General features: G+C 66.9%; 17 protein-coding genes, 1 pseudogene and 1 riboswitch. Of the genes and pseudogenes, 13 read left to right on the top strand and 5 right to left on the bottom strand.

The genetic code is table 11. The features are described 5' to 3' along the window. Nucleotides 1-42 precede the first annotated feature (42 nt). Entirely contained in the window at nucleotides 43-1,725 is a 1,683-nt protein-coding gene (locus tag G7078_RS01730; RefSeq protein WP_166092362.1) for a serine hydrolase domain-containing protein, read from the bottom strand. A 180-nt stretch (nucleotides 1,726-1,905) separates the two neighbouring features. Here G7078_RS01730 and G7078_RS01725 point away from each other — a divergent pair, with 180 nt between their 5' ends. After that, nucleotides 1,906-3,414 (top strand): DUF2868 domain-containing protein, encoded by a 1,509-nt coding sequence (locus tag G7078_RS01725; protein ID WP_166092359.1) that lies wholly within the window; start codon nucleotides 1,906-1,908, stop codon nucleotides 3,412-3,414. Further along, the gene (locus G7078_RS01720; RefSeq protein WP_166092356.1) at nucleotides 3,411-4,931 is read left to right on the top strand and encodes a DUF3482 domain-containing protein; all 1,521 of its coding nucleotides are present in this window, start codon (nucleotides 3,411-3,413) and stop codon (nucleotides 4,929-4,931) included. Before G7078_RS01725 ends, G7078_RS01720 begins: the two co-directional genes overlap by 4 nt. Here G7078_RS01720 and G7078_RS01715 read toward each other — a convergent pair. Then, on the bottom strand, nucleotides 4,861-5,955 hold the full coding sequence (locus tag G7078_RS01715; protein WP_166092354.1) for a M23 family metallopeptidase: 1,095 nt from the start codon (nucleotides 5,953-5,955) through the stop codon (nucleotides 4,861-4,863). The two genes, G7078_RS01720 and G7078_RS01715, sit on opposite strands and share 71 nt — an antisense overlap. Before the next feature lie 113 nt (nucleotides 5,956-6,068). Here G7078_RS01715 and G7078_RS01710 point away from each other — a divergent pair, with 113 nt between their 5' ends. From G7078_RS01710 to G7078_RS01695, 4 genes are all read left to right on the top strand, one after another. Continuing rightward, nucleotides 6,069-8,594, top strand: coding sequence for a helicase-related protein (locus G7078_RS01710; protein ID WP_166092352.1), 2,526 nt, complete (start codon nucleotides 6,069-6,071; stop codon nucleotides 8,592-8,594). Between the two features lie 13 nt (nucleotides 8,595-8,607). Continuing rightward, entirely contained in the window at nucleotides 8,608-8,901 is a 294-nt protein-coding gene (locus tag G7078_RS01705; RefSeq protein ID WP_166092351.1) for an RNA-binding S4 domain-containing protein, read from the top strand. Nucleotides 8,902-8,928: 27 nt separating this feature from the next. Continuing rightward, nucleotides 8,929-9,267, top strand: a complete 339-nt coding sequence (gene fdxA / locus G7078_RS01700) for a ferredoxin FdxA (RefSeq protein WP_166092349.1) — start codon at nucleotides 8,929-8,931, stop codon at nucleotides 9,265-9,267. A 199-nt stretch (nucleotides 9,268-9,466) separates the two neighbouring features. Then, nucleotides 9,467-9,868, top strand: a complete 402-nt coding sequence (locus tag G7078_RS01695) for a hypothetical protein (RefSeq protein ID WP_166092348.1) — start codon at nucleotides 9,467-9,469, stop codon at nucleotides 9,866-9,868. On the opposite strand, the gene cysN is transcribed toward G7078_RS01695, so the two are convergent. After that, on the bottom strand, nucleotides 9,865-11,712 hold the full coding sequence (cysN, locus tag G7078_RS01690; RefSeq protein WP_166092347.1) for a sulfate adenylyltransferase subunit CysN: 1,848 nt from the start codon (nucleotides 11,710-11,712) through the stop codon (nucleotides 9,865-9,867). The genes G7078_RS01695 and cysN overlap by 4 nt on opposite strands. Beyond that, nucleotides 11,712-12,620, bottom strand: coding sequence for a sulfate adenylyltransferase subunit CysD (cysD, locus tag G7078_RS01685; RefSeq protein ID WP_166092346.1), 909 nt, complete (start codon nucleotides 12,618-12,620; stop codon nucleotides 11,712-11,714). Before cysD ends, cysN begins: the two co-directional genes overlap by 1 nt. Before the next feature lie 62 nt (nucleotides 12,621-12,682). Here cysD and G7078_RS01680 point away from each other — a divergent pair, with 62 nt between their 5' ends. The 4 genes from G7078_RS01680 to G7078_RS01665 all read left to right on the top strand — a co-directional run bounded on the left by G7078_RS01680 (nucleotide 12,683) and on the right by G7078_RS01665 (nucleotide 16,054). Then, the gene (locus G7078_RS01680; RefSeq protein ID WP_166092345.1) at nucleotides 12,683-13,348 is read left to right on the top strand and encodes an outer membrane protein; all 666 of its coding nucleotides are present in this window, start codon (nucleotides 12,683-12,685) and stop codon (nucleotides 13,346-13,348) included. A gap of 4 nt (nucleotides 13,349-13,352) precedes the next feature. Further along, a riboswitch (TPP riboswitch) is annotated at nucleotides 13,353-13,447 on the top strand. Further along, the gene (gene thiC, locus G7078_RS01675; protein WP_166092344.1) at nucleotides 13,445-15,373 is read left to right on the top strand and encodes a phosphomethylpyrimidine synthase ThiC; all 1,929 of its coding nucleotides are present in this window, start codon (nucleotides 13,445-13,447) and stop codon (nucleotides 15,371-15,373) included. Its footprint overlaps the riboswitch before it by 3 nt. Next, the gene (locus tag G7078_RS01670) at nucleotides 15,373-15,537 is read left to right on the top strand and encodes a hypothetical protein (RefSeq protein ID WP_166092343.1); all 165 of its coding nucleotides are present in this window, start codon (nucleotides 15,373-15,375) and stop codon (nucleotides 15,535-15,537) included. The genes thiC and G7078_RS01670 overlap by 1 nt, the downstream gene beginning before the upstream one ends. A gap of 13 nt (nucleotides 15,538-15,550) precedes the next feature. Then, nucleotides 15,551-16,054, top strand: coding sequence for a nuclear transport factor 2 family protein (locus tag G7078_RS01665; RefSeq protein ID WP_166092341.1), 504 nt, complete (start codon nucleotides 15,551-15,553; stop codon nucleotides 16,052-16,054). 51 nt (nucleotides 16,055-16,105) lie between these two features. Here the strand turns inward: G7078_RS01665 and G7078_RS01660 are convergent, their stop codons facing one another. Further along, the gene (locus G7078_RS01660) at nucleotides 16,106-16,810 is read right to left on the bottom strand and encodes a VIT1/CCC1 transporter family protein (protein WP_166092340.1); all 705 of its coding nucleotides are present in this window, start codon (nucleotides 16,808-16,810) and stop codon (nucleotides 16,106-16,108) included. Between the two features lie 112 nt (nucleotides 16,811-16,922). Between G7078_RS01660 and G7078_RS01655 the strand changes: the two are divergent. The 3 genes and pseudogenes from G7078_RS01655 to darG all read left to right on the top strand — a co-directional run. Beyond that, nucleotides 16,923-17,195: pseudogene (locus G7078_RS01655) on the top strand (phosphomethylpyrimidine synthase ThiC); the annotation flags it as partial. A 90-nt stretch (nucleotides 17,196-17,285) separates the two neighbouring features. After that, nucleotides 17,286-17,933: a type II toxin-antitoxin system toxin DNA ADP-ribosyl transferase DarT gene (gene darT, locus G7078_RS01650; RefSeq protein WP_166092338.1), complete on the top strand. Its 648-nt coding sequence runs from the start codon at nucleotides 17,286-17,288 to the stop codon at nucleotides 17,931-17,933. Between the two features lie 15 nt (nucleotides 17,934-17,948). Next, nucleotides 17,949-18,992, top strand: a complete 1,044-nt coding sequence (darG, locus tag G7078_RS01645) for a type II toxin-antitoxin system antitoxin DNA ADP-ribosyl glycohydrolase DarG (protein WP_166092337.1) — start codon at nucleotides 17,949-17,951, stop codon at nucleotides 18,990-18,992. The last annotated feature ends 16 nt before the right edge of the window (nucleotides 18,993-19,008 follow it).

The following is a 19,008-nucleotide window of genomic DNA, read 5'->3' as shown; positions in this document are numbered from 1 at the left end:
CCGTCACGCGATCGAGCGCATGACGGCACCACCCGGCTCACATCATTTCGCGATCCGCGTGCCGTGAAGCTCGCGCGCGCCGCGGTGCATGGTGAGGTGGTCGACCTTGCCGTCATCCGGATGGAACACGACCCGGAAACCAGCGGCATCGACCCGAAATTCCGTGGTCGAAACCGGCCGCATCGGCGCTGGGCTCTTGCCGGCGGGCGCGATCGTCAGCGATCCGTCGCCGGCCATCGCCACGGTCACTTCGAACACTTCGGTCTTGTACGTCCCGGTATAGGATTTCAGGATCGCCGCCGGGACCGTCATCGGCGGCGGCACCGGGCCGGCGCGCACGGCCTCGCCCGGCTTGGCGTCGTCGGCTTCGTGAAGCTCCATCACATGGGCGCCGTCGGGCTTGCGCAAGAACCGCATCCATAACAGCCGGTCCGGCCCGAAGAAGAAGCGGTCGCCGCCCGCCGCGAAGGCCTCCATCTCCTGCTCGCCGCTCGACAGGTAGAGCTTGCCGGCCCGGTTGAAGAAACTGATAGGCGGTGCGCCCTTGGCGCGATAGGCGCCGAACAGCGGCTGCAGTTCCGGCAAGGGGACGTCCACCTTGCTGAAGGTCGGGAATGGCTGCCCCATTGCGAGTGCGGCAAGCCGCCGGCTCAATGTGCTTGCATCCAGCTTCGCATCTTCCGTGTTGGCCAGGACGGCGACGTAAATGTCCTGGTCCGGAAGATAGGCCGTGTCGGTGTCGAGCCCCGCGCCGGCGCCGCCGTGAACGAGTGCGCGTTGCCCGAGCAAGCGCTGGATCCGCAGCCCGAAGCCATATGGCCGGGTCGTGCCGTCCGCCAGCCGGGCAGGGGACACCATCTCCCGGTACAGCGCCGGGCTGACCACCCGGCCATGATGCAAGGCGTTCGCCCATGCCGCGAGGTCGCGGGCGCTGGCGACCATGCCGCCCGCCGCATGGGCCACGCTCGCATCGCCGCCCAGGGCCCGCTGCTGCCGCCCCTGGTCATCGCTGTAGCCGCGCGCCATCAGCCGGTTCGCTTCGGGCCCGCCCGCATAGAGCAGCGACTTCAGCCCAAGCGGGCGCGCGATCCGCTCCGCAATCGCTTCGTGCCAGGCTTTCCCGGTCACCTTCTCGATGATCGCGCCGAGCATTGCATAGCCGGCATTGTTATACTCCCAGCTTGCCCCCGGCGCAGTCTTGGCCGGCCGGTTGCGCACTTCGGCGACCAGCTCGGAGGTCGTATGCGGGCGCCGACCGACCGTCGTGATCCAGCCGGGAATCTTGCTGTAGTCGTTGATCCCCGAACTGTGGTTGAGCAGCTGCCGGACGGTTGCCCGGGCGGCCGGTTCAGGGAAATCGGGCAGGAAGCGCGAAATCGGATCGTCGAGCGAGACCTTTCCTTCGGCGACGAGCTGGAGGACGGTGGCGGCGGTGAATTGCTTGACGATCGACCCCAGCTTGAACGGCGTGTCGAGCGTCAGCGGCCGGCGCGTCTCCACGTCCGCAAGTCCGCGCGCGGCGGCATAGACCACCTTCCCGCGCCGGGTGACGATCACTGCCCCGCCCGGTCCATCGGCCGCGAAGGCCGACCGCAGCAGCGCATCGGCCTCAACCTTGAACGCGCCGGTCGCCAATTCCGCGGGTGCGGCCAGCGCGGGCCTGGCAAGTGCGCTGACCGAAGCCGTGGCCAGGATGATGATTGCAAGCTGTCTTGAAACGCGCATGGACGAAACTCCCATTGGTAATGGGGCACCGGTGCCCACCGCGCGGGTGAGCGGCATGAGCGGGACATGATGATTCGCTGAAAAGGCTTCGCCCCCGGCCATTGCCCTCGGCGACGGCGGGCTGGCGGGGCCGTGCCACCAAAGCTGTCGTTCATCGTTGTCCCCCCGTAACGCAGCAGGGTGAGACACATCGTGACCAAGGCGCGGCTCAGCGAGCCCGAAGCGATCGACGTCCTGCTGGTTCGCGCCATCGAGACGGAAGATTCCGACGCGCTCGTCCTGACCCGCGACGACCGGCAGTATGCGACTGCCGCGGCGCTCTCGGGACAGCCGATGCCGGACGATCCAGGGCGATCCGAAACCGCCGCCTTCCTCGCCGCCCGAGCCGGCCGCGCGCTGGAACGATTGACCGCCCGCTATCCGACGCTCGAGCGAGTCCGCACGCTGTCGCGCTGGCCGGCGTGGCTCAACTGGGCGGTGCCCGTGGCGGCGCTTGGAATCGGGTTCGTCAGCCATCGTCTCGATGGCGAGCGGCTCAACATCCTGGCCTTTCCGCTGCTGGCGCTGATCGCTTGGAACCTGGCGATGTACGTCCTGCTCGCCGCGCGCGCGCTGCTGTCGTCGGCGACCCGCAAGGATCATTCGGCGCATCCCTTGCGCCGCGCCCTCGAATGGCTGGTCCGCCCGGCCAGCGCGCGGCTGGCGGCGCAACCGACACTTGAACGCGGGGTCGCGCTCTACGCCCGCAACTGGGCCCAGGCCGCCGGGCCGCTGACCCACGCCCGCGCCAGCCGGACGCTGCACATCGGCGCCGCCATGTTCGCCGTCGGCATCCTTGCCGGCATGCTGCTGCGCGCCCGCTACACCGCCAACTATTCGGCCGGCTGGTCCGGCACCTGGGCCGGCGCGGAGAATGAGATTGCAGTGCTTCTGCGGATCATCTTCGGCCCGGCCAGCCTTCTCACCGGCATTGCCCTGCCCAGTGTCGAGCGGCTGCGCGAGCTTCGCGGCGGCGGCGAGAATGCCGGCGACTGGCTGATCCTGTGGGCGGTCACCGCGACCCTGTTCGTCATCGTCCCGCGGCTCGTCCTTGCGGCGTTCAGCGGCGCCCGGGCCGCAATGCTGGCGCGAAGAATTGCCGTCCCCGACGATTTCTACTTGCGCAGCCTCCTTCGCGACGCGACCGGCCGCGCTACCAGCCTGCGCGTCATCCCGTACGGTTTCGCGCTGGCCGATCCGGCCCGCGAGCAACTGCAAGCCAGCCTGCGCGGCGCGGTCGGCGAGAAATCGAGGATCGCGATCGAGCCCGAAATCCCATACGGCAATGAAGACGATTGGCTCGCCGGTCACGGCGCCGACCTCCGCCAGTCCGACCAGCTGGTCGTCCTGTTCAACCTGTCTTCGACCCCCGAAGCGGAGAATCACGGCGCCCTGGTCGCCGGGATCCAGGCCGCGCTTCGCGGCGCTCCGACGGCGGTCACCGTCTTGCTCGACGACAGCGCCTTTCGCCACCGCTTGCGCGGCCAACCCTCGGCCGACCGGCGAGTCGAGGAACGAGTCGACGCCTGGCGGTCGATGCTCGCGGCTTGCGGCGCCGCGCCCACCGTCGTTTCGCTGTCCGAAGCCGACGAACGTGCGGCCGCGCGGGCCCTTGAGCAGGCGCTGATGCGTTCAGGGGCGAGCGCATGAGCACCGTCAACATCAGCCTCGTCAGCCACACCAATGTCGGCAAGACCACGCTGGTCCGCACCCTGCTGCAACAGGACGTCGGCGAAGTGCGCGACGCCGCGCATGTGACCGAACTGGCGACGGGCTATCCGATGGTGCAGTCGGGCGACGATACGCTGATGCTGTGGGACACGCCGGGCTTCGGCGACACCGCGCGGCTGGTCGGGCGGCTGCGGCAGTCCGGCAACCCCATCGGCTGGCTGCTCACCCAGGTCTGGGACCGCTTCCGCGACCGCCCGCTATGGTCGAGCCAGCAGGCGGTGCGCAACGCCCGCGAAGAGGCCGACGTCGTCCTCTACCTCGTCAGCGCCGGCGAGGATCCTTCCGGCGCCGCCTATGTCCCGCTGGAAATGGAAGTGCTGCAATGGGTCGGCAAGCCGATCCTGCTGCTGCTGAACCAGACCGGCCCGCCTGGCGAAGCGAGCGACGAGGATGCCGATCGCTGGCGGCAACAGCTTGGCGCAAACCCATTGGTCCGCGACGTGCTCACGCTCGACGCATTCGCCCGCTGCTGGGTGCAGGAACGTACGTTGCTCGACGCGGTCGAACGCGTGCTCGATGCGGACAAGCAGGCACCGATGCGGCGGCTGATCGACGCATGGACCGACCGCAACCTCGATCGCTTCCACGCCTCGATGCGCGTGCTTGCATCGCAGCTCGGCGAAGTCGCCCGCGACCGCGAGGACATCGGCGACAGAAAATGGCACGACGTGGTGCGCGGAGCGGTGCTCAACCCGGCTGGCGGGGGCAATTCGGCCGCCGGAGAACGGGCGATGGGCAAGCTTGCCGAGCGGCTCGATTCAAGCATTCGCGCCAGCACCGACGCGCTGATCGCGCTGCACGGCTTGTCGGGCCGCGCCAGCCAGGAAGTGCTCAGCCGGCTGCAAAAGGACTATCAGGAATCCGCGCCCGCGCGTCCTGGAATCGCGGCGGTGCTCGGCGGGTTGATGTCCGGCGCTGCCGGCGGCCTTGCCGCTGACGTCGCCGCCGGTGGACTGACACTTGGCGGGGGCATGATCGTCGGCGGGATCCTCGGCGCAGTCGGCGCCGGGTCGGCGGCCAAGACCTACAACATGGCGCGCGGCGAGGATCGCAATGCCGTGCGCTGGTCGGAAGAATTCTACACCGGCCTGATCCGGTCGGCGCTGCTGCGCTACCTTGCGGTCGCCCATTTCGGCCGTGGCCGCGGCGAATGGGAACAGGGCGAGCATCCGACCAGCTGGCAGGCCGCCGTCGCCGCGGAGGTCGAACACAATCGTCGCGCCATCAAGGCTGCCTGGGGGAACGCCCGCGATGCCGCCCCCGAACAGACCGAGGCGGCCCTGCAGTCGCTATTGACCGCCATGGCGCAGCGCTTGCTGGCGAGCCTCTATCCGGAGGCCGGGCCAATGTTCGGCAATGCCGAGGCTACGCCGGCGCCCCAATCGACGTCAGCTGTTTCAGCCGCGCCTTCAGTGCCTGCAACGCCGGCCCGCTGATCGCCCCCGCGGAGCGAAGCCGCACCGCCATCGGGTTGACCGCGCGGCCGCCCATCTTGACCTCGAAATGGAGGTGCGGGCCGGTCGACAGGCCGGTCGATCCGACATAGCCGATGACTTGGCCCTGCCGAACGGCCTGCCCCGGCTCGGCGGCAAATCCGCTCATGTGCGAATAGCTGCTGACATAGCCCCCTTCGTGGAGCACCTGCACTTGCCGGCCGTAGCCGCCGGCCCAGCCGGCGCCGATCACCCGCCCGTCGGCGGCGGCGGCAATCGGGCTGCCCCATTTGGCCCCGAAGTCGATCCCCGAATGCATCCGCGCGAAGCCCAAAATGGGGTGGCGCCGCATGCCGAAACTTGACGTGATCCGTCCCGCCACCGGAGCCATCAGTCCGTCGGACCGGCGCGCACCGGCATCCCCGTCGAACCAGTCGACACGCCCGTTGGCGTTCCATTTCACCAGCTGCACGTCGTCACCCTGGAATCGATGCAGCGCAGCGAATAGCAGGCCGCCGCCCGGCGCGCGCGACATGACCAGGTCGAACCGGTCGTAAGGCGCAACCTCGGTGCCGACGTCGATCCGGCTCGACAGCGCGCGCAGGTAATCGGCCGCCATCTCCGATGAGACTCCGGCATCGCGAAGCGACCAATAGAGCCCCTCCGTCACCGCGCCCTGGACTCGGATCATGTCGCCTTGCGCGGCGACCGTCGGCTTGACGATTTCATCGGGCCGCCTGGGCGGCGCCGCGACCGGCCGGCTCGGAAGCACCGGAATGTCCCCCGTCGCCGACAGCATCGCATTCATCTGGAACTGGCGTCCCGATGGCATCGGCTCGGGCGCGCCCGTGGCAAAGTTCGGTAGCCCGGGCGAAAGCGCGATCGCAGCTCCGCACAGCAAGGCCAGGGTCGCGGCGCCGCGAAACCAGCGCCCGCCGATCGGCTCGTGGGCGAGATCGACGACGAAGCTGAACGGCGCCGAATCCCTACCCGCTTTCCAGTTGATCAACCGCGCGACCGACAGCACCTTCGCTCTCCCTTGCCGCCGTCATCCCCCAGCAGGGTTAACGCCGCGTTTAAATTGGGGATTATTGCGCTTTGGGAGCTTGCACTTGGGCCAGGCGCTGCCACCTTGTGGCAATGCGGCGCGACGATGCACCGGTTCGGGCGATCCTTGGGCCCACCAACACCGGCAAGACCTATCTCGCCATCGAACGCATGTGCGCCCATTCTTCCGGCGTGATCGGCTTCCCGCTGCGGCTCCTCGCCCGCGAAGTCTATGACCGGGTCGTCGCCATCAAGGGCGCCAACAGCGTCGCGCTGCTGACCGGCGAGGAACGGATCGTCCCGCCGCAAGCGCGCTACGTGCTGTGCACCGCCGAATCGATGCCGGTAAAAACCGGCCGCGATGACCGACCAGCCGAGGGCCCATTTCCGGACCAGTTCGCCTTCGCCGCGATCGACGAAGCGCAGCTCGGCATCGACCCGGAACGCGGCCACGTCTTCACCGACCGGATGCTGCGTGCCCGCGGCCGCGAAGAAACTTTGATCCTCGGCTCCGACACGCTGCGCCCGATGATCCGCGCCCTGCTGCCGGAGGCGGAGGTCGTCAGCAGGCCGCGCTTTTCGACGCTTCGCTACGCCGGCAACACCAAGCTTTCGCGGCTGCCACCGCGCTCCGCAATCGTCGCTTTCTCCGCCGAGCAGGTCTACGCGCTCGCCGAAATGCTGCGCCGCTTCAAGGGCGGCGCGGCGGTGGTGATGGGGGCGCTGTCCCCGGCCACGCGCAACGCGCAGGTCGCGATGTTCCAGCGCGGGGAGGTCGATTATCTGGTCGCCACCGACGCCATCGGCATGGGCCTCAACATGGACGTCACCCATGTCGCCTTCGCCGGCTTTGAGAAGTTCGATGGCCGCCGCCAGCGCCGTCTGAGCATTTCCGAAATGGCCCAGATCGCCGGCCGCGCGGGTCGCCACCAGCGCGACGGCAGCTTCGGGACGCTCGGCCTTGGCGGGGAGGATGGGGCCAACTTCTCGGACGAGGAGATTGAGGCGATCGAGGATCACCGCTTCCGGCCGCTCGACCACCTTTACTGGCGCAACGCCGACCTCGACTTCACCGATGTCCTAACGCTGATCGCCAGCCTGGAACGGCCGAGCGACGACCCGCTGCTTCGCCCCGCGCCGCTCGCTATCGATCTCGCCGTGCTCAAGCTGGTGGCCGAAGACCCCTCGGTCGCCGCCCGGCGCGGAGTCCAGGCGCGGCGACTGTGGGCGGCGTGCGGCTTGCCCGATTTCCGCAAGGTCGGGCCGATGCACCACGCCCGAATGGTCCGCCGGATTTTCAGCTACACCGGCGACGGCGGCCATATCCCGCACGAATGGTTCGCGGCCGAGGTCGCCCGGCTCGACAACGTCAACGGCGACATCGAAGTGCTTGCCGACCGCCTCGCCGGGGTGCGCAGCTGGGCTTACATCGCCCACCGCGCCGACTGGCTCGCCGATCCGGCCAAATGGGCCGAACGCACCCGCGACGTCGAAGCGCGCCTGTCCGACGCCCTGCACGAACGGCTGACCCAGCGCTTCGTCGACCGGCGCACCGCCGTCCTGGTGCGCGACATTGGCGCGCGCGGGGCCGACGCGCTGCCGGTGACCGTCGCCGCCGACGGCGAAGTCAGCGTCGGGCCGGAACCGATCGGCCATCTCGCCGGCTTCGATTTCAAGGTCGATCCCACCGCCCGCCTGGCCGACAAGCGCCTGCTTCTCGCCGCCGCCGAGCGCCGCCTCGGCGACGAGCTCGAGCGCCGCGCAACCGGCCTGCTCGACGCCCCCGACGAAGCCTTCGCTTTGGTCGTCGAGGACAGCGGCGGCGTGGCCATCGGCTGGGACGGCAACATCCTCGCCCGCCTCGCGCCGGGCCGGTCGCTGCTTGAGCCGGCCATCCGCACCGCGCGCGCGCTCGACCGCCTGGCCGCGGATAGCCGCGCCGCCTTGCGCACGCGCCTCGAACGCTGGCTCGACGCCCAGGTGGACCGTCACTTGCATCCGCTCACGGCGCTTGCGGCCGCATCCGTCGGCCGCGCCAGCTCGCCCGGGGTGCGCGCGCTCGGCGCAATGCTGACCGATGCCGGCGGCTCGCTCCCGCGCAAGGCGGTGACCGGCGCCATCGCCCACCTCGACCAGGCCGACCGCCAGACCCTGCACAAGCTGCGCATCCGCCTCGGGCCGCTCGACGTTTACCTGGCGCCGCTGCTCAAACCGGCAGCGCAATTCTGGCGCGCGGCGCTGCAAGCGGTGCGTTCGGGCCAGCCGATGCCTTTGCTCCCCGCCGCCGGCGCGGCGATGCTCGGGTCGGACGCCGACTCGCGCGGCGCGGCGCTCGCCTACCGCCGCCTCGGCCGCGACTGGATCCGGATCGACCTTGCCGACCGGCTTGCAAGCCACGCCCACAAGGTCCGTTCGGCGGGCGGCGACAATCCCGTCGATGCCGCCTTCGCGACGTCGATCGGGCTCGACGACGACGCCATTGCCCGGCTGATGGCGGATATCGGTTTTGCCCGCGCCGGCGACAGCTGGAAGTGGCGCGGCAACCGTCGCCCGCGCGAGGATCGCCGCGCCCCCGCCAAGCCCAACGCCTTTGCCGAACTGGCGAAACTGAAGCGGTGAGCCGCCCGTTGGAATGAGGATCGACCGCTTCCTCCACTGCATCCGGTTGGCGAAAAGCCGCTCCATCGCCCAGGCCATCGTCGAGACAGGCCATGTCCGCATCGACGGCAAAAGGGTCGGCAAGGCCAGCGATCCGGTGCGCGCCGGCAGCATCGTTGCCCTTCCGCTCCACGACCGGGTCCGGGTCCTGAAGGTGCTTGCGCTGCCCGATCGCCGCGGCCCGCCAGCGGAAGCGCGGGCCTGCTACGAAGAACTCCACCCCCTCGCGGGCGGGACAGGCGTTGACGAGAATAGCGCGGCGACCTAGCCAGCGGCCAAAGGGAGCTTGAGACACATGACCTACGTCGTCACCGACGCCTGCATCCGCTGCAAGTATATGGACTGCGTCGAGGTCTGCCCGGTCGATTGCTTCTATGAGGGCGAGAACATGCTCGTCATCAATCCCAACGAATGCATCGACTGCGGCGTTTGCGAGCCCGAATGCCCGGCCGAAGCGATCTTGCCCGACACCGAAAACGGGCAGGAAAAGTGGCTCGAGCTCAACGCCACTTTCTCCAGCCAGTGGCCCAATATCACGCGCAAGAAAGACAGCCCCGCCGACGCCGACGAGCATAAGGGCGAAGAGGGCAAGTACGACAAATACTTCACCCCGGACGCGGGCGAGGGGGACTGAGCCTGAGCGTCCGAGCATAAGCCGGCGATTGCGCATGCAATCGCCCGCTTATGTCAAAGAGTGCGCGGAATCGTAGATGACCATCGGGCAAGGCCGGCCAGCCTGCCGCTTAGCGGACAGGACTGACGTCACGGATTTACTCCGTGACGGCCCCAGTCATTGTCTGGGACCTCAGCTTTCCGACAGCCGTTTTTGCGGCATGAGGGCACTTATCCTTCCGCTCGCCGCCGCGCTTGCACTTGGCGCGTGCGTTGCTGCGCCGGTAATGCCGGTGCCGGTCGTGCCCGCGCAGCCGGCTTGCGCGACCGTTCCCCTGCCCGAAAACCCGCGGTTCGGCCCGGCGCTGACCGACAAGTTTCACGGCACCTACGTCAGCGGCGGTGAAAGCGTCCGGGTGACTCGGCTCGGCGGGCATCGACTGGTGATTTACCGCGGCGGCGTCCCGCGCGACCTTGCCACCGACAATATCGAAGGCTGGCTGTTCACCGACGCCTGCGGCGCGCGCTACAATTTCATGCTTCCGCCCGACGGGCCCGGCGCGTGGCTGAAGATCACGGACCCCGGCGCCGCGACGACCGACTGGCACCGCACCGGCTATTAAAGCCGGCCGAGCAGCCGTTCGACGATCAGGTCCGCCGCTTGCTCGGCTGAAACCTTGGTGGTGTCGATCCTGATCTCGGGCTTCTCCGGCGCTTCATATGGGCTGCCGATGCCAGTGAAATTCTCGATCTCGCCGGCACGCGCCTTGGCATACAGCCCCTTCGGGTCGCGCTTCTCCGCATCCGCAAGCGGCGTATCGATGAAGATCTCGGTGAACTCGCCGTCCGGCAGCATGCGGCGGACCAGCGCCCGCTCTGCCCGGAACGGGGAGATGAAGGCGGTCAGCACGATCAGCCCCGCGTCGGCCATCAACCGCGCGACCTCGCCGACCCGGCGAATGTTCTCGATCCGGTCGGCCTCGCTGAAGCCAAGGTCGCGGCTGAGGCCGTGGCGGACATTGTCGCCGTCAAGCAGGAAAGTGTGGCGCCCAAGCGCGGCGAGCTTCTTCTCGACGAGGTTGGCGATGGTCGACTTGCCTGAACCCGACAGGCCGGTGAACCACAGCACCGCCGGCTTTTGCCCTTTCAGCATCGCATGGGTCTCGCGGCTGACCTCCAGCGGCTGGCGATGGACGTTGAGCGCGCGGCGAAGCGCGAAGTGAATCATCCCTGCGGCGACCGTCGCATTGGTCAATTTGTCGATCAGGATGAAGCCGCCAAGTACCCGGTTCGGGCTTTCCCCAGCCACCGCATAAGGCTCGAACACAAGCTCCCGGTCGGTGGCGATTTCGGCCACCCCGATGGCGTTGAGCGCAAGCGTCTTCGCCGCCAGCTTCTCCAGCGAATTGACGTTGATCTCATATTTCGGGTGCTGCACCGTCGCCGTTACCGTCTGCGTGCCCAGCTTGAGCCAGTAACCCCGTCCCGGAAGCAGCGCCTGCTCATCCAGCCAGACGATCGTCGCTTCGAACTGGTCGGCGGCCTGGGGCGGTGCCTCGGCGGCGGCGACGACGTCGCCGCGCGAACAGTCGACGTCGTGGGTGAAGGTCAGCGTGACCGCTTGCCCGGCAACGGCGCGCTCCAGCTCTCCGTCCGCCGTGACGATCCGCTCGATCCGGGTCGTCCGGCCGCTGGGGAGGACGCGCACGTCCTGCGATCGAGCGACCGTCCCCGATGCGATCGTCCCGGCAAAACCGCGGAAGTCCTGGTCGGGCCGGTTGACCCACTGCACCGGCATCCGCAACGGCCTGGCCGGCTCCGACGCCGCATCGACCGGGACCGACTCAAGCTGCTCCAGCAGCGTCGGCCCTTCGAACCATGGCATCCGCTCGCTGCGCGCGACGACATTGTCGCCGGTCACGCCCGACACCGGGATGGCAATCCAGTCGGCGATTCCGATGCTCTCCGCAAAGCCGCGATACTCGTCCGAGATCGCCGCGAACACGGCGCGGTCGCAATCGACCAGATCCATCTTGGTCACGGCCAGCACGAAGCGGCGGATGCCCAGTAGCTGCGCCAGGTAGGAATGCCGCCGGGTCTGCGTCAGCACGCCCTTGCGCGCATCGACCAGCAGCACCGCCAGCTCGGCGGTCGAAGCGCCGGTGACCATGTTGCGCGTATATTGCTCGTGCCCCGGCGTGTCGGCGACGACGAACTTGCGCTTTGGGGTCGCGAAATAGCGATAGGCGACGTCGATGGTGATGCCCTGCTCGCGCTCCGCCGCGAGGCCGTCGACCAGCAGCGCGAAATCCAGCGCCTCGCCCCGAGTCCCGTGCCGCTTGCTGTCCGCGTGCAACGCCTGCAACTGGTCGTCGCGCACTTGTCCGGTGTCGTGGAGCAGTCGGCCGATCAGGGTCGACTTGCCGTCGTCGACACTGCCGCAAGTGATGAACCGCAGCAGGTCCACTAGAAATAGCCTTCCTGCTTCTTGCGCTCCATGCTCGCGGAACCGCCATCGCGGTCGATCGCCCGCCCGACGCGTTCGGAATTCCGGCTCACCGCCATCTCGGCCAGAATGTCCTCGACCGTCTCGGCCTCGCTCTCGATCGCGCCCGTCAATGGATAGCAGCCCAGCGTCCGGAATCGGACCTTGCGCATGATCGGCTCCTCGCCAGACTCCAGCCGCATCCGCTCGTCGTCGACCATCACGATCAGGCCGTCGCGGACGACCGTGGGCCGTGCCTTGGCGAAATAGAGCGGCACGACCTCGATCGCCTCGCGCAGGATGTATTGCCACACGTCGCGCTCGGTCCAGTTGGACAGCGGGAAGACGCGCAGGCTCTCGCCCTTGTTCTTCCTGAGGTTGTAGAGCGACCACAATTCCGGCCGCTGGCGCTTCGGGTCCCAGCGGTGATTGCGGTCGCGGAAACTGAAGATCCGCTCCTTGGCGCGGCTCATCTCTTCGTCCCTGCGCGCGCCGCCGAACGCCGCGTCGAAGCCATGTTCGTCCAGCGCCTGGCGAAGCCCTTCCGTCTTCCACAAATCCGTGTGCACCGGCCCATGGTCGAACGGGTTGATCCCCTGCCGCTCCGCCTCGGCATTCCTGTGCACGATCAGCGCGATGCCCCGCTCCGCCGCGACTGTGTCGCGAAGCGCGTACATCTCGCGAAACTTCCACGTCGTATCGACGTGCAGCAGCGGGAAGGGCAGCGGCGCCGGGAAGAACGCCTTGCGCGCAAGATGCAGCATCACCGCCGAATCCTTGCCCATGGAATAGAGCATCACCGGCGCCGAAGCCTCGGCGACCGTCTCGCGCATGATGTGGATGCTCTCGGCCTCAAGCCGGTCGAGATGCGTCAGCCCCATTACCGCCATGCGGTCCGGTTTAGCCGAGCCCGCCAGCTTGTGAAGCTTCGCGCAACTGCTACCCAAGCGCGATGACCCGAACCCTCGCCTTCGCGCTCCTCGCCCTCGCCGCCGCGCCTGCCGCCGCGCAAAGCCCCGGCCCCTACGTCGGGCTTGAAGGCGGCATCCTGTTTCCCCGCACGGACGGCCTCAAGACCGGCACCGACCTCGACGCCATCGCCGGCTACAACTTCAACACCTTCCGGCTGGAGGGCGAGCTCGGCCTCAAGCGCGCGGGGCTCGACGGCGGCGGTCACGGCAGAATCCTGTCCGGCATGGCCAATGCGCTCGGCTATTACGGCGGTGCCGGCTACGGCATCTACGGCGGCGCCGGGATCGGCCTGGCCGACGCGCGGGTGCTGGGGACGAGCGACAGCGCCTTCGCCTGGCAACTCATCGGCGGCGCCCATGTCCCGGTCAGCGGCCCGCTCACCGCCGGCCTCAAATATCGCTATTTCCGCACCGGCCGCTTCGACTTCGGGGAGCGGCTAAGCTCCCACTCCATCCTCGCCAGCCTGGTCTACAATTTCGGCCCGCCGCTGCCCGATCCGCCGATGCCGGACCTGCCGCCGCTGGGTGAGGAGCCGCCCCCGCCGCGGGACAGCGGCAACCCGACGATGGAGGTCTGCCCAAGCGGCCACATGCGCGTGTCGACCATGCCCTGCCCGGAGGTGGCGCCGAAGCCCGAACGCGGCTAGACCCGACTCTTCCCCGGGGTAGCGCGGCTGCGCGCTTGAGAGAGACCCGTCGAACCTGATCCGGCTGACACCGGCGTAGGGAGAAGGAGAGCCACGATGGCCGACGCACCTGCACGCACTGAACTCAAGGTCACCACGGGCCCGATCCGTGGCAGCCGCAAGAGCCACGTCAACGGGGTCGCCATGCGCGCCGTCGACCTGGAGCCTTCGTCGGGGGAGCCGCCGCTCAACCTCTACGACACCAGCGGCCCCTACACCGACCCCAATGCCCGCATCGACATCATGGCCGGCCTGCCCGAGCTTCGCGCCCAATGGATCCGCGCCCGCGGCGATGTCGAGGAAGTGCAGCAGCGCGAAGTCCGCCCCGAGGATAATGGCCAGCTTGGGCCAGACCGTAGCGGCGGCGTCGCCCCCTTCCCCAACGTCCGCAAGCGCGTCCTCCGCGCCCGCCCCGGCGCCAACGTCACGCAGATGCACTACGCCCGCCGCGGCATCGTCACGCCCGAGATGGAATATGTCGCCACCCGCGAAAATCTCGGCCGCGAACAGGCCCTGAACCACGTCCGCGACGGCGAGGATTTCGGCGCCTCGATTCCCGACTTCGTCACGCCCGAATTCGTCCGCGACGAGGTCGCCCGCGGCCGCGCCATAATTCCCAACAATATCAACCACCCGGAATCGGAGCCGATGGCGATCGGCCGCAACTTCCTGGTCAAGATCAACGCCAACATCGGCAACAGCGCGGTCGCGTCCGACGTCGCGGCCGAGGTCGACAAGATGGTCTGGTCGATCCGCTGGGGCGCGGACACGGTCATGGACCTCTCCACCGGCCGCAACATCCACGACACGCGCGAATGGATCATCCGCAATTCGCCGGTCCCGATCGGCACCGTCCCAATCTATCAGGCGCTGGAGAAAGTCGGCGGCATCGCCGAGGACCTGACCTGGGACGTCTACCGCGACACGCTGATCGAGCAGGCCGAGCAGGGCGTCGATTACTTCACCATCCACGCCGGCGTGCGCCTGCCCTACGTGCCGATGACCGCCAAGCGAGTGACCGGGATCGTCAGCCGCGGCGGCTCGATCATGGCCAAATGGTGCCTCGCCCATCACCGCGAAAGCTTCCTCTACGAACGCTTCGACGAGATTTGCGAGATCATGAAGGCCTACGATATCGCCTTCTCATTGGGCGATGGCCTGCGTCCCGGAAGCATCGCCGACGCCAATGACGAGGCCCAGTTCGCGGAGCTCTACACGCTCGGCGAGCTGACCAAGAAGGCGTGGGCGCACGACTGCCAGGTAATGATCGAGGGCCCCGGCCACGTGCCGATGCACAAGATCAAGGCGAACATGGACAAGCAGCTGGAAAGCTGCGGCGAGGCGCCCTTCTACACGCTTGGGCCGCTGACCACCGACATCGCACCCGGCTACGACCACATCACCAGCGGCATCGGCGCCGCGATGATCGGCTGGTTCGGCACGGCGATGCTTTGCTACGTCACGCCCAAGGAGCACCTCGGCCTGCCCGATCGCGACGACGTCAAGGTCGGCGTGGTGACCTACAAGCTCGCCGCCCACGCGGCGGACCTCGCCAAGGGCCACCCCGCCGCGAAGATGCGCGACGACGCCTTGTCCCGCGCTCGCTTCGAATTCCGCTGGCGCGACCAGTTCAACCTCAGCCTCGATCCCGACACCGCCGAGCAATACCATGACCAGACGCTGCCGGCCGAAGGCGCGAAGACCGCCCACTTCTGCTCGATGTGCGGCCCGAAATTCTGCTCGATGAAGATTACGCAGGAAGTGCGGGATTTTGCGGCCAAACAAGAAGCCGGATTGCTGAACACGCCCACCCCGTTCGTCCCGAGCGACGTCGAGGGGCGCTCGGCCGAAGAAGCGGGAATCGAAAGCTCGCCAAGCGAGCTGGAGATGAGCGTAGCTCAAGCCGGGATGGCGGAGATGTCGCAGCGCTACAACGAAGGCGGCCGCGAACTCTACATCGGCGCAGGGGGTCGAGAACACGACTGATGGCCGACCTCTACCTCAAGAAGCTCGAATCCGAACGCAGGACGTTGTGGGCAACCTGCCGCCTGAAAGGCCTGCCCAGGGATACGCCCGAACGCCTGCGCATCGCCGAGATCGACCGGCTGGTGGCGGAGCATAAGGCCAAAAGGGATATTGGGACGAGCTGACGGGAGGATGCCGATGAATGCGCTTTTGATCGCCGCTGCAGCGGCCGCGTTGCAGCCTGCGCCGGCCACGCCGCAGGCACTCGCACCGCCGCCGGCCGATGCCGCCATCGTCGCCGAAATCCGCAAGCTCGAGCACGATTGGGGCCAGGCTTTCGTCAAGCGGGACTTCGCCTTCATCGACCGCATCGTTGCCCCGGAATTCAGGCTGGCGGGCGTGACGGACGCGGGTCAGGAACGGCTTACGTTCCGGGCTGAATGGATGCGCAATTCGCGCGCGTTCCAGCACGAGGCATTCGCGGTCGAGGTAGTCGACGTTGCGGTCGCCGGCGATACCGCGGTGGCGCTTGCGCAGGGGCTGTGGCGGGTCAAGCGCCGGCCCGACCGCCCCGCGGAAGCGATGCGCTTCGCCGTCACCGACACCTGGGTCCGCCGGGGCGGCCAATGGCAAGTGATCTACCGATATTCCCACCGCCTCCCGCAAGCCCCTTGGCCGCCAGCGCCAAAGCCGGCGCCATAGACCGCTCGACCGACACCGCCGGGCGATAGTGCGACCGGACGCTGCCCGGTCCTAGACAGCGGCCCCGACCAGCCTGCCGATCCCGGCCGTGATCGCCATCGCCAGCGCGCCCCAGAAGGCCACGCGCAGCGTCGCCTTGGCGATCGGCGCACCGCCGACCTTGGCGCCGACCGCGCCAAGCAGGGCCAGGAACACCAGGGACGCGCTCGCCACGCCGGTGATCATCGCCGGCCCGGACGGCAGCAGCCACGCGGCGAGCAGTGGCAGCGCCGCCCCCGCGGTAAAGGTCGCGGCCGAAGTGAGCGCGGCTTGCACCGGCCGCGCGGTGGTGACGTGCGTGATGCTCAGCTCGTCGCGCGCATGGGCGCCGATGGGGTCCTTGGCCATGAGCTGCTCCGCGACCTGCCCGGCAAGCGCTTCGTCGAGGCCGCGCTGGACATAGATGGAGGCCAGTTCCGATTGCTCGAACGCGGGTGAAGCGGCCAGTTCGGCCCGCTCGCGCGCCAGGTCGGCGGCTTCGGTGTCGGCCTGGGAGCTGACGGACACATATTCGCCCGCCGCCATCGACATCGCGCCGGCGACCAGCCCGGCCACGCCGGCAAGCAATATCTCGCCCCGCCCCGACGCCGCCGCGGCGACGCCGACGATCAGGCTGGCGGTCGACACGATCCCGTCATTGGCGCCGAGGACCGCGGCGCGAAGCCAGCCGATGCGCTCGACCAAATGCCGTTCGGGATGCGTGTTCAAGATGGGCATGGAGCCATCCCCTTGCTGAACGTAGCGCGGACCAAGCCACTGCCGGACCGTGCAGGCAGTCTACCGCAAATGCCCCGCTCCCGCACCCAGTGCGCGTTGCACGGCTCCAGCGGACCAGTTTGACCTGCCGTTGGGCCCCGACACGGCCGAACAACACCATAACCAGATGCTGCCGGCCGAAGGCGCCAAGACCGCGCACTTCTGCTCGATGTGCGGCCCCAAGTTCTGCTCAATGAAGATTAGGCAGGAGGTCAGGGATTTTGCGGCGAAGCAGAATGTTCCGCTGGAGCAGAGCATTGCCGCTGAGGAAGCGGAAGCCGGTACGGCGGAGATGTTTGAGCGCTATCGGGAGGGTGGCGGCCTCTATGTGGCGAAGTCTGTCTAGATACTAGGGTGTGACATAATTGACTCTGGCGGTCGCTGCGCAAGCGCCGTACGATTCCCCGGTCATAAGCGGGAGGGAGCGTAGACTGGCATGCCGCCATGTCCGGCCAACGCCAAGATCTACCACATTGTACACATCGACCGGCTCCCTAGCATTCTAGCGGCAGGCGGTCTTTTAAGTGACGCGCGTATGCGCGCCGCCGGGGCGTGCGGTACCACGATCGGAATGGGCGATTTGAAGGCTACACGGCTGCGTCGGCAGGTAGACGTTCGGCCTAGAACCTTCGTCGGCGACTATGTGCCGTTCTACTTTTGTTCTAGATCAATCATGCTTTATGTGATACACATGGCCAACCATCCGGCCCTGGCGTACCGAGGCGGTCAGCAGCCGATTATCCATCTGGAAGCCGACTTGGCTCGTGTGTTGGACTGGGTGGAAGAGCAAGAGGTCCCGTGGGCCTTCAGCTTAGGTAACGCGACCGCCGTCTTTACAGAATTTCGAGCGCATCGGGGGAGTCTTGATGAACTACGATGGGACCTCATACCGAGAACGATGTTCACCGACCCTGAGGTGAAGGAGGCAAAACAGTCTGAGTTACTGGTCCACGACTTCTTCCCATGGGAACTGTTCGATCGTGTTGGGACTCATTCAGACCCGATCGCAATGCAGGTGGCGCAGGCCTTGCAGGGCCAGCCTCACCGGCCGCTCGTTCAGCGTATGTCGGGATGGTACTACTAGTGGGGAGGCCTCGGCATGATTAGATTCGCACGCGGGGATCTGCTTAATAGCGACGCAGAGGCGTTGGTGAACACGGTAAACTGCGTGGGCATTATGGGGCGAGGAATCGCTCTGCAATTCAAAAAGATGTACCCGGCAAACTTCTCTTCGTACGCCGCGGCATGCGCAGCTGGCGAAGTCGTCCCAGGTAAGATGTACGTTCACCATACTGGTGAGATGACTAATCCGAAGTACATCATCAATTTCCCGACAAAGCGCCACTGGAAAGGCAATAGTAAGCTCGAGGATATCGAATCTGGTTTGTTTGCTCTACGAGAAGAGCTGCAGCGATTGAAAGTGAAGTCGGTTGCCATACCTCCCCTGGGGAGTGGCCTTGGCGGCTTACCTTGGCCCGCCGTGAAAGCTAGAATTATTGATGCTCTTGAAAGCATCGAAGACGTCGACATTCTCGTCTTTGAGCCGCATGCAGATAGCGACAGAATGGCGCGTCACAAAAGAAAGTCTGCCCCTCAACTCACGCCATACCGTGCAGCTCTCGTGAGCATTATGGACAGGTATGTTCGCGGGCTAATGGAGCCGTATGTCACTCTGTTAGAAGTTCACAAGCTCGTTTACTTCCTCCAGACTTCCGGGCTGCCCATGAGGCTCCGCTTCGTTAAGGGCCATTACGGTCCGTACGCTGACAATCTTCGCCACGTCCTGAGTGACATGGAAGGATATTATACGGCTGGCTACGGTGACGGAGGCGACCAGCCGTTCAAGAAAATTTCGCTAGTGCCGACTGCAGTCGAAGAGGCAGCGGCGGTGTTAAGCTCAGATGTCGACACTGAGCGACGGTTGGAGGGCATCGACAGACTCATCGAAGGTTTCGAAACCCCCGTGGGGCTCGAGTTATTAGCGACGACCCACTGGGCAGCTACCGAGATAGGATCCACAGCTGTGCCGGAGATTAAGAATTTCTGCGCCGCTTGGAACGTACGAAAATCTAGCTTTACGGAACGGCAGATAGGCATCGCCATAGCTCGCCTAATTGAGGAAGGGTGGTTGTCAGATGCATGATGCCGTCAGCGCCTGC

Origin of the sequence: Sphingomonas sinipercae, from assembly GCF_011302055.1 — a bacterium.
GTDB lineage: Bacteria > Pseudomonadota > Alphaproteobacteria > Sphingomonadales > Sphingomonadaceae > Sphingomicrobium > Sphingomicrobium sinipercae.
This window is presented reverse-complemented; position numbering and strand designations above follow the sequence as displayed.